Below are 15,140 nucleotides of genomic sequence, written 5' to 3'. Positions count from 1 at the left end.
CACGCACTTTAAATGAGCGCATTTTCAACCAGCATCGCTATGCCCATTCCTGTTCCGATGCATAACGAGGCGATGCCGTAACGTGAAGATCTTCGCACCATTTCATGAACCAACGTAGCCAATATCCTAGCACCACTGGCCCCGACAGGATGCCCGATCGCGATCGCGCCGCCATTGACATTCACTTTGTCCAGACTGACCCCTAGCTCTTTCACTACCGCTAATGCTTGTGAGGCAAACGCTTCATTAATTTCAAAAAGATCAATGGCATCGATGGATATACCTTGCTGCTTCAGAAGTGTCGAAATGGCTTTCACTGGCCCCATTCCCATATATGCAGGGTCAACGCCAACAAGGGAATAACCCTTGATATATGCCATTGGCTTTAACGCATGTTCCTTACATTTGTCTTCCGACACTACAAGCACGGCCGCCGCGCCATCATTGATTCCCGAAGCATTCCCGGCGGTAACCGTTCCGTTCTCCTTAAATGCAGGTTTTAATTGAGAAAGTTTTTCTTTCGTTGTATTTCCTCTTATGTGTTCGTCCTCTGTGAAAGAAATAGTTTCTTTTTTGTTTTTGATCATAACTGGAACAATCTGCTCTTCAAAAAGCTTCTTGTTGTTTGCTTCTACGGCCTTTATCTGGCTTTGATAGGCAAATTCGTCCTGCTCCATTCTTGAAATTCCATATTTATCGGCAACATTTTCTGCGGTAATTCCCATATGGTAATGGTTGATCGGGCACGTAAGGCCGTCGGCCACCAGGGAGTCTACCAACTCACCGTTACCAAGTTTGTAGCCGTTTCTTGCATTCCTTAGCAGGTAAGGGGCATTCGACATGCTCTCCATGCCTCCGGCCAAGACGATGTTGCCTTGTTCAGCCAATATTGAATTGTAAGCTAAAGCAACGGCATGAAGTCCTGAACCGCAAACCGTGTTTATCGTTGTTTCGGGTACATCAATAGGGATACCGGCTTTTAATGCCGCCTGTCTGGCAGGATTTTGCCCATTGCCCGCCTGAAGAACATTTCCCAAATAAATCTGATCAATCAAAGAAGGCTCTAATTTACTTTGCTGAAGGCATGCTGTCATCACGGTTGCTCCCAGTTCGGAAGCGCTTAGAGGCGCAAGGGTTTTGTTAAAAGAGCCGACCGCTGTTCTTAACGGGCTGACTAAAGCTACTTTTTTCATTAAAAACTCACATTCCTTTCGCTGTGTTCAAAACACAATACATCCATGATTGCACTTCAATTGGTAATTTCCGCTCTTAACCTACGAGACGTAGCGACTGCAAGATATATTTGCATGCGGGCATATCATGGTGCCTAAGACAGTGAGTGTGACGGTTCGATCGCCTTCTCTCATTGGAAATTAAAACCAGTTTTATCATAGTTCTAATGCAGATTTTGCTCAATGTCCAAATATTTACACATATCTATGTACAGATGTTTATAGGGTCATATAGGCCACGATAATTAGGCCATTCTAACGTTTTCTGTTATTTTCTTGTTTTTTCTGAAAAACATGATCATAAATTGAATTTTCTGTTAAAAATGAAAGTTACAATCCATACGTAAAAAAGTTTTCCTCGCAAATATCATCTAACTCAGCTGGGAAATAAAAAAAGCCTTCAGAATTTTCTGAAGACGGCTTTGCCTTTCAATATTCATGATCTTCGTCATATTGTGCCAGCTTGTTTCTTGTTAACGGTGTCACTCGAAAGGGCGGTTTTCAACATGAACTAAAAAAGAGGCCGACTTGCTTGAAAGCAGTCGGCATGGAACGTAAAGGTTTACTTCAACAACTCACGAAAAATGTACATCCTCCGTAGCGAGCAAACGCACAAAACGATTGCCAAGCATCCCATTATGATGTGCTACAATTTGTTCACTACTCAGCACCTTGCTATCAAATGTACTATGCGCATCCAATACGAGCACGTTGTTCTGGTATCCCAGACTATAGGCGCTTCGGCAAGTCGTGTCGAGGCAAAACTCGGTCTGCATCCCCGCGATTACGAGCTGATCGGCCCCCAGTTCCTTCAGCATATGGCCCAATTCAGTTTGGTAAAAGCTGTCCCAGGATGATTTACGGACAATTCGTTCATGAGGAAGAGGACGCACCACGTCGGCGATGGCCCAGCCTACACTGTTTTCTCGGAAATCCTCATCCGCTTCATCGGTATGCTGTACGAAAATCACTGGTGTACCTGTAGCTCTGGCTTTGTCCAAAAGCTGCTGCAAATGCGCTACAACTTCCTGCTCACGATACAGCTTCTCATCATACATGAACATCGCCTGCTGAACATCAATCATGAGTAAAACGGTTTGCCCCATCGTTTCAATCCCTCCCTGTGTGTATCATCTAACTTACAATAGCATGTCTTCATGCCTTGCGGCGACATAAGGTGAACTATATAATAAAGAACAAGTTGGAACGGTCCGATTCGGACGAAAGGTGATTAAAATATATGACAATTTCGCAGGAACAGTTTACGTTCCGTTCTGTCTCAGAGGCACAGACCGGGGCATTGGCAGGTGTTTTGGCAGCCAAAGCGGTTCCCGGAACGGTGATTGTGCTGGATGGAGATCTGGGAGCGGGCAAAACTGCTTTTTCCAAGGCCTTTGCCAGCCATTTAGGTGTGCCGGGTATCGTAAATAGTCCCACCTTTACCCTCATTAAGGAGTACGAGGGTCGCTTGCCTTTGTATCATATGGATGTGTACCGGATTTCCCAGGACGAGGCAGAGGATCTCGGGCTGGACGAATATTTTTACGGGACAGGAGTATGTCTGGTGGAATGGGGTAGTATTATACCGGATATATTGCCGGAGCAGCGGCTTCACATGTATATAGAAACAACGGATGTCGGGGAGCGCTTGATTCACCTGACCGGGTACGGCGAGCCTTATGAACAATGGTGCCGCAGTTTGCGGGAGAATGGAGTTTGAACCATGCAAAGAGAGCATACAGATGTGAATGTAAAGCCGCGTGAGCGGTTTTTGACGTTAGATACAGCGACGACCGTGATGGCGGCCGCTCTGATGAACGGAAGAGAACTGCTGGGAGAAAGCAACGTCTATGGCGAACGTAATCACTCCGTGCATGTGATTTCCGAGCTGGAGCGACTGCTGAATGAAGAAGGGCTGACACGAGATGATGTAGACGGTATTGCAGTTGGTGTTGGACCGGGGTCTTATACCGGTATTCGGATTGCGGTGACCGCAGCCAAAACACTCGCTTGGGCCTGGGGTGTCCCGGTGACGTCCATATCGACTTTGCACGCTTTGGCGTGGGGGGGTTGGAATCGCGGCATCGAGATGAAGGGGCAAGAAGGTAAAAATGAGTCTGTGCATAACGGTTCGTCCAGAGCACAGGCAGCAGACTGGATTGTGCCCGTGCTGGATGCGCGCCGTGGTCAGGTTTACACGGGGCTGTTCGCCGTGAGTACAGTTGACGACGTCGAGAGTCCGCAACGGCTGGAGCCAGATGCAATCCGTTTGATGACTGCTTGGACCGATGACCTGCTGCAACGGCTGGAGGCTTTACCCTCTGAAGAGCGTCCCCCAGTCATATGGCTAGTCGGTGAAACGACGGTTCACGCCGAAACAGCCGATCGCTTGCGTGCATGGAGCGAGCTTCGTATCGTACCTTATGAGCTGGAAGGAAGATGGGTTGGCCGCCTTGGGGCGGATAAGCTGCTTCGTCAAGAACATGACGAGCTACATACGCTGGTTCCTAATTATACCCAGCTGGCGGAGGCGGAAGCCAATCTGCTTCGTCAGCGCTGAAGAGAGCGGTGAACAACATGGCAAAGAACATACAGCGGGAAGAGAAACTTGAGTTTCGCTTGATGCAACTGAATGATATTCCCGATGTGCTGGAGATTGAGCATGAAGCGTTCACGCTGCCGTGGACGGAGGAAGCATTCCGCAATGAGCTGACGATGAATCATTTCGCTAAGTACATGATTATGGAACTAGACGGACAAGCCATTGGTTACGCAGGCATGTGGACGATTATGGATGAGGCCCATATTACGAATATTGCGATTCGTGAGGCTTACCGTGGACGCAAGCTTGGGGATAAGCTGTTGGACGAGCTGATGCAGACCGCCTCTTATTTAGGGATGGAACGTATGACGCTGGAGGTGCGGGTAACGAACAAGATCGCTCAGGGCTTGTATGAGAAAAAAGGCTTTAAGCCCGCAGGTGTGCGCAAAGGCTACTATTCGGATAATAACGAGGATGCCGTGATCATGTGGGCGGATCTTCCCGCGCATGGGGCATCTGGTGAACAGGAAGGAAGCGTGCAGAAGCAATGACGCAAGAGGAAAAAGCAGGTACAGGCTCCGCCTCTGGCGAGCCTTGCTATATACTGGCAGTGGAAACGAGTTGTGATGAAACGGCTGTTTCTGTCATAAAAAATGGCACAGAGGTGCTCTCGAATCTGATTTCCAGTCAGATTGAAACACACAAAGCCTTTGGCGGTGTTGTGCCAGAGGTGGCTTCACGCAAACATGTGGAGAGCATCACCTACATGCTAGACGAGGCCATGCAAACATCGGGAATTACCCCACGCGAGATTTCGGCGGTTGCCGTGACACAAGGACCAGGACTGGTTGGCGCATTGCTGGTTGGTATTGTCGCCGCTAAGAGTGCTGCTCTGGCGTTCGGCAAGCCGTTAATCGGGACACATCATATCGCGGGGCATATTTATGCCAATCAGCTGGAGCATGATATCGTATATCCGTGCATTGCTCTCGTTGTGTCAGGAGGACATACAGAGCTGGTGCTGATGGAGTCCGAAGGTCATTTTCAACTCATTGGTCGTACAAGGGATGATGCGGTTGGGGAAGCCTACGATAAAGTAGCGAGAGCGATTGGGTTTCCGTATCCCGGTGGCCCGCATGTGGATCGTGTGGCTCATGAATCGGAGGAAGTGGTTACTTTGCCGCGTGCATGGTTGGAGCCGAATTCTTATGATTTTAGCTTTAGCGGTTTGAAATCTGCGGTGCTGAATGTAATTAACCAGACGAAAATGCGCGGAGAAACCGTTCATGTCGGAGCGATCGCAAGAGGATTTCAAGAGTCGGTCGTCGAGGTGCTGGTGGAAAAGGCGATTCGTGCCATGCGTGAATACGATGCGAAGCAGCTCCTGCTTTGTGGCGGTGTGGCTGCTAATCGCGGACTGCGCACAGCATTGCGGGAGCGCTGTGAGCGCGAAGGAATCGAGCTGCTTGTACCATCGATGAAATATTGCACAGATAATGCAGCGATGATCGGCGCTGCGGCCTACGCCAAATGGAAGCGCGGGGAATTTACCTCATTGGATATGAAGGCTGATCCAGGGCTGTCTCTGGAAGAATGGTCTGTCCAAACTTAATTGAAGAAGAATGAGCAAGACACGGCACAGTTGAGTCGTGTCTTTTTTGTTCCGTACCCTAACTATCATAAAAATATAAATTCAAGAGGATAAAATACAGGAGTTTGAGCAAATGAATGGCAGCATCTCATTCACTCGCATGATTCGTCACAATGGTTCACGATTTTTCATGATCCATCAAAAAAATCTGGAATTTTGATATTGCCCGAATAATGATGTGATTTGTCAAGTTGTGAACAAAGTTATCCACATACACAGCTTCGAATGTGGATAACCAAGCCCGAAGCAAGCAGGCTAAGACTTTTTGGAGATCGCAAGTTGGGGGATATGTAACACCTTTAGTTCTTGTGAAATCTGTGGATAATGTGGATAAAAGGGTGGATAAATTTGGTTTTCATTTGAAAATGGCTTTTTATCAATAAAAAAATGGCCCGAAAGGCCATTTTTCAATCTCATTCATACACATAAGCTGTGGATAATCTTGTGTACAAAAATATAGAATGGGAAAATGTGAAATTTTTAAGGCTAAGATTTTATGCAGTAGTGTTTATTCTTCTAACAGCTCTTCCCAAGAGGTATAGGTTTCAGTCAATTCCTGTTTATGGGTGTCGAGTTGTGCCTGAATATTCTGAAGCGCTGTATAATCCTGATAAATCTCAGGCAGGGTCATTTGTTCCTCCAGCCCTAAAATTTGTTCTTCCAGCGTTTTGATCTGGTTTTCCAATGCCTCCAGCTTGCGTTGACGGCTGCGTTCCTCGCTTTTGGCTTGTTTGTCTGCCGCATAGGTGGCGGCGCGTGATTTGGGCGTGGTCTCGTCTGTCACGGATGCAGAGGTAGCCGATGTTTTGCCGCGTGCGGCCTGATTTGCCTCCAAAGCTTCCTGCGCAATTTCCTCCAACTCCTGCTTTTTGGCTACATAGTCATCATAATTCCCCAGGAAATGTTCTATCCCTCCAGGATGAAGCTCGATGACACGTTCCGCCATTTTGTTCAGGAAATAACGGTCATGGGAAATGAACAACAGTGTACCGTCATAGTCCATCAAAGCCGCTTCCAGCACTTCCTTGCTAAACAGATCCAGATGGTTGGTAGGTTCATCGAGAATTAATACGTTGGCTTCGCGCAACATGAGCTTGGCCAGAGATACGCGGGCTTTTTCCCCTCCGCTTAATGCAGCTACCTTCTTCAGTACATCGTCACCGCTAAACAGAAAATTACCCAGCACTGTGCGAATACGTGCTTCTTCCATATGAGGGTACTCGCTCCACAACTCCTCCAGTACGGTATTGGCAGGGTTCAGGTTCGTTTGCTCCTGGTCATACAGACCGATTTTGATTTTCGTGCCCCAGTGGATGGAGCCAGCAGCAGGTTTAAGTGATCCGGTCAGACATTTGAGCAACGTCGATTTGCCGATCCCGTTCGGACCAATCAGCGCCACGGTATCTCCACGTTTTAAGTCGAACGATGCGTGCTGGAATAAAGGCTTTTTATCTTCATATCCCACGGAGAGATCACGTACCTCCAGCACTTCCTTACCTGACATATGGGCTGTTTCAAAGGAAAAATGAGCCTTTTTCAAGTCTCCCATGGGCCGATCCATACGCTCCATTTTATCTAGCTGCTTGCGGCGACTTTGAGCGCGTTTGGTCGTGGAAGCCCGCACGATATTACGTTGTACGAATGCTTCTAAACGGGCAATTTCTCCTTGCTGCTTTTCGTAATGTTTAAGATTCGTTTCGTACTCGGCAGCCTTCAACTCCATGTAGCGACTGTAGTTGCCTGTATATCGGGTAGAACGATGGCGTTCGATTTCAATAATCGTCGTTACCAGTCGGTCCAGAAAATAACGGTCATGTGATACAACCAGCAGAGAACCGGAGTAGCCGCGCAAATAGTCCTCCAACCAGGTCAGTGTTTGAATATCCAGATAGTTGGTAGGCTCATCGAGCATAAGGACATCTGGGGCGAGCAGTAGGATGCGCGCTAGCGCAAGTCGGGTTTTCTGTCCTCCGCTCAGAGTAGCTACAGGCGTCTCAGGTGCAAATGAGCCAAAGCCCATGCCATGCAGCACGCTGCGAATACGGGTCTCCATTTCATAACCACCGTGATCCTTGAACCAGTCTGAACGTCGTGCATAGCGTTCCAGCAGATCTGCGTAGCGTTTTTCGTTTTGAGCATTGGCCAGGTCAGCGATGTCCTGTTCCATTTGCCGCAGTTCCCGTTCCGCTTCAATCAGGGGAGTGAACACCAGCATCATTTCACCCCAGATAGAACGGTCAGAATTCAAGCCGCTGTTTTGCGCCAAATAACCGATGCTGGTCTCCTTCGCCTTAAAAATTTGTCCACCGTCATAGGATATTTCACCAGCAATGATTTTGAGCAGGGTCGATTTGCCTGCACCGTTCACACCTACTAGGCCAATACGTTCACGTTCCAATATTTGAAGGTTAATCCCGTCCAGAACGGGCTCAATTCCATAGGATTTAGTAATTCCGGTTACTTGCAATAGCATAGCGTATCGTTCCTCCATTACATTTTGCACAGTTCTACCTGCTTTCTTCGCAGGTACCTTCCTTCCAGTTTACATGAAATTACCCACTATTGCACTGCTTTCACCCCGTAAACCCTTGAGCCGCGTGTAGTCAATTTGTATAAACAATGATAAACTTAAACGAGAAGTGAAAAAGAATGAAAAAAACTTGCAACGTACAGCACTTACTGACAAATGGAACAATAGCAACGTTTTAAAGATTATCGACGATTGTGCGGGAGGGCGGATGTGATGGATGTCTGTAATGTGAAGAACGCGCTGCGTTTGCAGCAACGGGAAGCGCGTGACTCCATGGACCCGCTGACAAGGCAGAAGGCATCGGCTGTGGTCTGTCGGCATGCAATCGAGGCATGGGAGCAGCTTAGAATAGACAGAAACGTAGATAAGCTAACCTTATTTAGTTATCTCTCTTTTGGCAGCGAGATTTCGACGACTCCTCTCATTGAGCATTGCTGGTCACAGGGAGATCGTGTCCTGGCCCCGAGAGTGGATCCGGTAACTCGGACGATGGAGCTGAGGGAGATGGATCAGTACGGAGATATTGTACCCGGTATCTGGAACATCCCTGAGCCTGCTTTGACATGCAAGGAATGGTCGCCTGAAATGTGGATTGGAATTGACTGGGTTGTTGTGCCCGGCTTGGCCTTTGATCGTCGTGGGGGCAGGATCGGCTACGGCGGAGGCTATTATGACCGCTTTACTGTACAGGTAGAGGCAGAGAAGCGTAACAACAGCTACGCAGGTCCGCTTTATGTCTCACTGTTGCTGCCGGGACAATTGCTGACACAGGTGCCCATGGAGCCAAGGGATTTGCGAGTGGACGTGCTGTTTACTCTGGATGGACGCTTAGATTGTGATTATTGACAAATGATGAATGAAGTAAAGTTGGGTATGTGAAAGGAGCTGTGAGGGAGTCGTGGATTCCTTTACTCATTTTAACGAACAGGGACGGGCTCGGATGGTAGATATTTCGGGTAAAACGTCTACGATTCGTACAGCAGTTGCCGTGACTCAGATTACGATGAATCCGGCTACATTGACGGCTGTAAAAGAAGGAAGAATCGGCAAGGGTGATGTTCTTGCTGTGGCCCAGGTCGCAGGGATTCAAGGCGCGAAAAAAACGTCAGACTGGATACCGATGTGTCATCCACTGGCCCTGACAGGCGTGAACATTACTTTTTCCGATAATGGACATGATGTGCTTCATATTGAAGTTGAAGTGAAGACCGAAGGTAAGACAGGTGTAGAAATGGAAGCTTTGACAGCGGCTTCAGCCGCAGCGTTAACCGTGTATGATATGTGCAAGGCGCTGCAAAAAGATATGATCATCGGCCCTACCATGCTGCAATCCAAAACAGGTGGCAAGCATGGGGATTTTCAAAGGGAGGACCACCGGGAACCTTGACATAGATAACATTGTCGCCGAGAGGGTACTGTGATGTGATGGAGGATGCAGCGTGGCTGTTTCTGATTTTCAGAAGAGAAAGTATTCTTTCATGATAGGAGAAGGGTGATCTTATGGTGTGGAAAACGGCGATCCTAACAGCCAGTGATAAAGGGGCAAGGGGAGAGCGTGAGGATACAAGCGCACAGGTCATCCGGGAACTCATCGAAGAAGAACTGGGCGGAGAGATTGTGGAATACCGGATCGTTCCCGATGAACCGGATGAAATTATTGCAGCTTTAATCGAAATGACCGATTATTTTCATGCAGACCTGGTACTAACTACGGGCGGAACTGAGCTGGCCATTCGTGATGTGACACCCGAGGCGACTCGGCGGGTCGTGGAACGGGAAGTGCCGGGTATGGCAGAGGCCATGAGAATGATCGTGATGCAGAAAAATCCAGCGGCTATGCTATTCCGTGGAATCGTGGGAATACGCGGACGTACACTGATCGTCAATTTGCCAGGAACGCCCAAAGGCGTGCATGAAAATCTGGCAGCGATAATGGACCAGCTTCCAGAAGCGTTGCTTATGGTGACAGGCCAGTTCCGGTAGAAGGCAGCACATCGTGTGTGGTATGATACCTATAAGAATTTATAAGGCCGTATACGGACAAAGATTCTTATTTTGTCCGTCAACATAAGGAGGATTACTACACATGCCCAATATTGGAGCACCGGGTTATATTTTGTTAATTATTCTGGCGCTGCTGCTATTTGGTCCGAACAAGCTGCCTGAGCTGGGTCGAGCTGTAGGGCGTACATTCCGTGAGTTTAAAAACGGAGCACGCGATATTTTATCAGAAGATGAACGGACTGAGCGTAAAGACAGCAAAGATAGTGTGGTCAAAGCATCACAAACGACATCTTCAGAAGTTCAACCTCAGCCTGAGGATAAACGCTTGTTATAGATTTAGTTATCAATTCTTGATGCTTGTACAATAAACAAGAGCCTCTTCTTCATTGAAGGGCTTTATTTTTTAGGAGGCGCTGCTGCGTTCCGTTCAGAAAGGAGAAATGGACTTGACCCCATCAGAGCATGAAATGCCGTTAATGGAACATCTGGGTGAGCTTCGCCGCAGAATTATTTATGTGCTAATTGTATTTGTATTGGCGCTGGCCGGTGGTTTGTTCGCGGCGGGTTCTGTCTATGACTGGCTCATTCGCTCCGGTTCGGCGCAAGCGTTTCAGTTAAATGCATTTTCCTTTTGGGACGGGATCGGTATTTACATGAAGATCGCCATGATCATCGGGATTGCGGTGGCGCTACCGTTTGCATGCTTCCAACTGTGGAAGTTTGTCAGCCCGGGGTTAAGGCCGCAGGAACGGAGTGCGACTTTGCGGTATGTGCCTTATGTGCTGCTATTGTTCCTCATTGGAACAGCTTTTGCCTATTTCATTATTTTCCCAATGGCGATTCAGTTTACATCGTCCGTTACCAAAAGTATGGGCTTACAGGAAACGTACGGGATCGCACAATATTTCACCTTTATGTTTAATATTGTGTTGCCTGTAGCGCTGCTGTTTGAGCTCCCCTTGCTTATCATGTTTCTGACGGGGATACATGTTTTAACACCAATGCGGCTTCGCAAATGGCGGAAGATTTCTTATTTTCTGCTTGTGTTCGTTGCGGTTGTCATTACCCCACCGGACTTTATTTCCGATTTTTTAGTGGCGATTCCGTTGCTGGTGCTATATGAAGTGAGCGTGTATTTGTCTTCTGTCGTGTACCGCAAGCAGTTGCGTGCACAGGAGGAACGTGAGGCCCTGTTGCGTGTAGCTTCGGAATAATAAGGCAGGACCTGAATGCTCAGTAAACAATTTATTTGGGTCCGCTAGCACATGCTACTTGCAGATGATGAATAGCATTTGTATATCATAACTATTTACAGAGTATGAACAGCAGCAGCTTAGCTGCCTTAAAAATAACCATTAGCCTTGAGTTAACGGTTATTTTTCAGATAGATGGATATAATCGGGAAGGGCTGTCCATAAAAATTCCCATAAAAAATACATTAGGGACTTGAAATTCAATCTCAAGTTGAGTATCATAAAGTTGGTTGTTAGCACTGACGACTGTCGAGTGCTAATACATACAACATAACAACCAAATTACAGGATAAAACACTTAATAAGGAGGCTATTTTTTCATGATCAAACCTTTGGGTGAACGCGTATTGGTGGAAGCAATTGAGCAAGAGACAACGACTTCCTTCGGGATCGTACTTCCTGACTCTGCCAAGGAAAAGCCGCAAGAAGGCAAAATTATCGCGGTTGGCGCAGGCGCATTGAAAGACGGTGCCCGTATTCCTCTGGAAGTAAAAGAAGGCGACCGTGTCATTTTCTCTAAATACGCTGGAACGGAAATCAAATATGAAGGTAAAGAATATTTGATTATGAAAGAAAGCGATATCCACGCGATCATCGGTTAACCGGAACCCGGACAAGACCTGAATATAGGAATTGAAACAAATCATTCATAATCCATAGGGAGGTTTATCACAAATGGCTAAAGATATTAAATTCAGTGAAGACGCTCGTCGCTCCATGCTGCGCGGGGTTGACGCATTGGCTAATGCTGTAAAAGTAACACTCGGACCGAAAGGCCGTAACGTTGTACTGGAGAAAAAATTCGGTAGCCCGCTCATCACCAATGACGGTGTAACGATTGCAAAAGAAATCGAGCTGGAAGACGCGTTCGAAAACATGGGCGCTCAACTGGTTAAAGAAGTAGCAACCAAAACGAACGATGTAGCTGGTGATGGTACGACTACTGCTACTGTTTTGGCTCAAGCCCTCATCACAGAAGGCCTGAAAAACGTAACTGCTGGCGCAAGCCCAATCGGTATCCGTAAAGGGATCGACAAAGCGGTTAAAGCGGCTGTTGCTGAACTGCAAGCCATCTCTAAACCAATCGAAAGCAAACAATCCATTGCTCAAGTAGCCGGTATTTCCGCTGCTGATGACGAAGTAGGCGAACTGATCGCTGAAGCTATGGAAAAAGTGGGCAAAGACGGTGTAATCACGGTTGAAGAATCCCGCGGTTTTGCAACAGAGCTGGAAGTGGTTGAAGGTATGCAATTTGACCGTGGCTACATTTCCCCGTACATGATTACAGATACGGACAAAATGGAAGCTGTACTGGACAATCCGTATATCCTGATCACAGACAAAAAAATCACAAACACACAAGAAATCCTGCCATTGCTTGAAAAAATCGTACAACAAGGCAAGCCACTCGTTCTGATCGCTGAAGACATCGAAGGCGAAGCATTGGCTATGCTCGTTGTTAACAAACTGCGTGGTACATTCAACGCTGTAGCTGTTAAAGCTCCAGGCTTTGGTGACCGTCGTAAAGCAATGCTGCAAGATATCGCTGCCCTGACAGGCGGTCAAGTGATCACGGAAGAACTGGGTCTGGACCTGAAAACAGCTTCCGTAGACCAACTGGGTACAGCACGTCAAGTGCGTATCACAAAAGAAAATACGATTGTGGTTGACGGTGCTGGAAACAAAGCCGACATCGACGCTCGTGTTAGCCAAATCCGTACGCAACTGGAAGAAACCACTTCCGAGTTCGACAAAGAGAAACTGCAAGAGCGTCTGGCTAAATTGTCCGGCGGCGTAGCAGTCATCAAAGTCGGTGCGGCTACTGAAACAGAATTGAAAGAACGCAAACTGCGCATCGAAGATGCCCTGAACGCAACCCGTGCTGCGGTTGAAGAAGGTATCGTATCCGGTGGTGGTGTAGCGCTCCTGAACGTATACAAAGCAGTTGCAGCTGTTGAACTGCAAGGCGACGAGCAAACAGGTGTGAACATCGTGTTGCGCGCTCTGGAAGCTCCAATCCGCACCATCGCTGCTAACGCAGGTGAAGAAGGCTCTGTAATCGTTGAGCGTCTGAAACGCGAAGAAGTTGGCGTAGGCTTTAATGCAGCTACTGGCGACTGGGTAAACATGATCGACGCTGGTATCGTTGACCCTGCGAAAGTAACTCGTTATGCATTGCAAAACGCTGCTTCTGTAGCAGCAATGTTCCTGACTACTGAAGCGGTTATCGCTGACAAGCCAGAACCAGAAAAGGCTGCAATGCCTGACATGGGCGGCATGGGTGGAATGGGCGGCATGATGTAATAACGCCAAAAACCCTTGCTGTAACAAGGGTTTAGGTGATTTCTGTATTGATTTGTTAACGATTTGTTAACAACTAATCCGTTTTTTTAGAGGCTCTCATTAGTTCTCCGAACTTTTGAGAAGCCTCTTTTCTTTTTGGTTTCGTGATATGGAGATATATTTTTGTTGTGATCCTGTCACTTGAATGACCGAGGCGGTGCATGATTTGTTCTAAACTGATACCCGCTTCAGCTAGAAGAGAAGTATGAGTGTGTCTAAGTGAATGGGGTGTTAACTCTTGGTTTAGTCCGGCAAGTTTCAACAACCTTTTCATTCTTAGCTCTACCATTTTTATTACTTGAGGGTAACCTGCGAACTCTCCGGTTTTTGCGAACATAAATCCTTCATCGTGGTATGTCAATGGACGCTTTTTCTTTTCAATTTCTTGAATTGTAAGTAAGTTAATGAAATCTTGTATAACTTCTGTCTCAATATCAATTTCTCGTATAGAAGATGTTGTTTTTGGCGTGTTCAACTTATACAACCTGTAATTATTATTCGGATTGTAAAGTGTCCTAATTATACGCATTCTGTGCTCCTCAAAATTTATGTCTGTTTTCTTGAGGGCACACAATTCCCCGACGCGTATACCTGTATAAGCTAAAGTTCTAAAAGTTTCAAGGTCATTATCCAAGCCGTGTTTCTGCGCTGTATCTCATGTTTTTCTAAGTAACCATCCTTCAAAAAAATGGTGTTTTTAGCCATCGCGGCTAGCTTTTTGTTTATTGTTACTGTGCCGGATCAAGCCTTTAACCACCACCATAGTATTCAGCCTAACGTTACCATTGGAGGATTTTAAAGCAAAAGCTCTGCTAACCTTAATTGGTCGGCAGAGCTTTTTAATTAAAGAAATTGCTTACAGACGAACCTAGGTGGAACTGGTATGAGTCCACTTTTTAAATGTTCGTTGAAAATAAAGTTTTGCTAACTACAATAAAAGAAACAACGGTAGGTTAGGACGGGAAAATAAAGCCCTAGACTGTCGCTGTTTCATTGAACTAACGTCTCCTGTTAGCTTAATTATTCGTTATCTTGTTCGAGATGAAGGATGCCATATTCAACGAATATTTCTAAGTACTTATTAACTGTAAATTGACGTTTTGCTTCGCTAATAATGCATTGCTATTAATTTGATACGATATGCTGATCATTTTGATGCGCATCTTCATTAAAGTAATGTTCAAACTGTTTTTGCATTTTATCGGCTACCAAGTGAGTGTTGCGTGAATGCACAATTGCTGTAATGACAAAATAAGAGGAAATTATTGTAATAAAAAAATAAATTATATTCATCGAAAAACTCCTCTCCGGAAGGTAGATGATCGAAGATTGTATGGTTCCATTTGACTTTATGTGAGCCGTATTTTTATTCTATAAAACTATTGGTCACTTTTTCTTACCATTCAACTTGATCAAAACGCATGTCTTTATAGTAGAACTCTCTATCATGATCTGTAATCTCCCGAAGAACTCTGCATGGATTTCCAACAGCTATTACATTCGCCGGGATATCCTTGGTTACCACACTACCAGCACCAATTACACTCCCTTTGCCAATCGTGACTCCTGGAACAATAATCGCTCC

The 15,140-nt window shown here is 46.5% G+C and carries 15 protein-coding genes and 1 pseudogene; 11 read left to right on the top strand and 5 right to left on the bottom strand.

Going from position 1 to position 15,140, the window contains the following annotated elements; translation table 11 throughout:
• Positions 1–8: 8 nt before the first annotated feature.
• On the bottom strand, positions 9–1,193 hold the full coding sequence (locus tag AC5ELV_RS16015) for an acetyl-CoA C-acetyltransferase (RefSeq protein ID WP_493430961.1): 1,185 nt from the start codon (positions 1,191–1,193) through the stop codon (positions 9–11).
• Positions 1,194–1,807: 614 nt separating this feature from the next.
• Positions 1,808–2,338: a cysteine hydrolase family protein gene (locus tag AC5ELV_RS16010; protein WP_493430960.1), complete on the bottom strand. Its 531-nt coding sequence runs from the start codon at positions 2,336–2,338 to the stop codon at positions 1,808–1,810.
• A 134-nt stretch (positions 2,339–2,472) separates the two neighbouring features.
• Here AC5ELV_RS16010 and tsaE point away from each other — a divergent pair, with 134 nt between their 5' ends.
• From tsaE to tsaD, 4 genes are read left to right on the top strand one after another with little or no spacing between them, the layout of a single operon-like run.
• Complete coding sequence (tsaE, locus tag AC5ELV_RS16005) at positions 2,473–2,952, top strand: tRNA (adenosine(37)-N6)-threonylcarbamoyltransferase complex ATPase subunit type 1 TsaE (RefSeq protein ID WP_493430959.1); 480 nt, start codon at positions 2,473–2,475, stop codon at positions 2,950–2,952.
• 3 nt (positions 2,953–2,955) lie between these two features.
• Positions 2,956–3,792, top strand: coding sequence for a tRNA (adenosine(37)-N6)-threonylcarbamoyltransferase complex dimerization subunit type 1 TsaB (gene tsaB, locus AC5ELV_RS16000; protein WP_493430958.1), 837 nt, complete (start codon positions 2,956–2,958; stop codon positions 3,790–3,792).
• 17 nt (positions 3,793–3,809) lie between these two features.
• A complete protein-coding gene (gene rimI / locus AC5ELV_RS15995) occupies positions 3,810–4,325 on the top strand; it encodes a ribosomal protein S18-alanine N-acetyltransferase (RefSeq protein ID WP_493430957.1) in 516 nt (171 codons plus the stop codon).
• Positions 4,322–5,386 carry a tRNA (adenosine(37)-N6)-threonylcarbamoyltransferase complex transferase subunit TsaD gene (gene tsaD, locus AC5ELV_RS15990; RefSeq protein WP_493430956.1) on the top strand — a complete coding sequence of 355 codons (1,065 nt, stop codon included), beginning with the start codon at positions 4,322–4,324 and terminating at the stop codon, positions 5,384–5,386. The genes rimI and tsaD overlap by 4 nt, the downstream gene beginning before the upstream one ends.
• A 547-nt stretch (positions 5,387–5,933) precedes the next feature.
• Here the strand turns inward: tsaD and AC5ELV_RS15985 are convergent.
• Positions 5,934–7,898, bottom strand: coding sequence for an ABC-F family ATP-binding cassette domain-containing protein (locus AC5ELV_RS15985; RefSeq protein ID WP_493430955.1), 1,965 nt, complete (start codon positions 7,896–7,898; stop codon positions 5,934–5,936).
• A 270-nt stretch (positions 7,899–8,168) separates the two neighbouring features.
• Here AC5ELV_RS15985 and AC5ELV_RS15980 point away from each other — a divergent pair, with 270 nt between their 5' ends.
• From AC5ELV_RS15980 to groL, 7 genes are all read left to right on the top strand, one after another.
• Entirely contained in the window at positions 8,169–8,801 is a 633-nt protein-coding gene (locus AC5ELV_RS15980; protein ID WP_493431134.1) for a 5-formyltetrahydrofolate cyclo-ligase, read from the top strand.
• 52 nt (positions 8,802–8,853) lie between these two features.
• On the top strand, positions 8,854–9,342 hold the full coding sequence (moaC, locus tag AC5ELV_RS15975) for a cyclic pyranopterin monophosphate synthase MoaC (RefSeq protein ID WP_013309211.1): 489 nt from the start codon (positions 8,854–8,856) through the stop codon (positions 9,340–9,342).
• A gap of 113 nt (positions 9,343–9,455) precedes the next feature.
• Positions 9,456–9,938 carry a MogA/MoaB family molybdenum cofactor biosynthesis protein gene (locus tag AC5ELV_RS15970; RefSeq protein ID WP_013309212.1) on the top strand — a complete coding sequence of 161 codons (483 nt, stop codon included), beginning with the start codon at positions 9,456–9,458 and terminating at the stop codon, positions 9,936–9,938.
• A gap of 103 nt (positions 9,939–10,041) precedes the next feature.
• A complete protein-coding gene (locus tag AC5ELV_RS15965) occupies positions 10,042–10,293 on the top strand; it encodes a twin-arginine translocase TatA/TatE family subunit (RefSeq protein ID WP_493430954.1) in 252 nt (83 codons plus the stop codon).
• A gap of 112 nt (positions 10,294–10,405) precedes the next feature.
• Entirely contained in the window at positions 10,406–11,173 is a 768-nt protein-coding gene (gene tatC, locus AC5ELV_RS15960; protein WP_493430953.1) for a twin-arginine translocase subunit TatC, read from the top strand.
• A 359-nt stretch (positions 11,174–11,532) separates the two neighbouring features.
• The gene (gene groES, locus AC5ELV_RS15955) at positions 11,533–11,814 is read left to right on the top strand and encodes a co-chaperone GroES (protein ID WP_007429271.1); all 282 of its coding nucleotides are present in this window, start codon (positions 11,533–11,535) and stop codon (positions 11,812–11,814) included.
• A gap of 73 nt (positions 11,815–11,887) precedes the next feature.
• Entirely contained in the window at positions 11,888–13,516 is a 1,629-nt protein-coding gene (groL, locus tag AC5ELV_RS15950) for a chaperonin GroEL (RefSeq protein ID WP_013309215.1), read from the top strand.
• 73 nt (positions 13,517–13,589) lie between these two features.
• On the opposite strand, the gene AC5ELV_RS15945 is transcribed toward groL, so the two are convergent.
• Complete coding sequence (locus AC5ELV_RS15945; protein ID WP_493430952.1) at positions 13,590–14,189, bottom strand: site-specific integrase; 600 nt, start codon at positions 14,187–14,189, stop codon at positions 13,590–13,592.
• 762 nt (positions 14,190–14,951) lie between these two features.
• A pseudogene (lacA, locus tag AC5ELV_RS15940) lies at positions 14,952–15,140 on the bottom strand (galactoside O-acetyltransferase); the annotation flags it as partial.

The organism is Paenibacillus sp. NMA1017 (genome assembly GCF_058895805.1).
The sequence above is the reverse complement of the archived record's forward strand: the minus strand, read 5'-3'. Positions and strand labels throughout refer to the sequence as shown.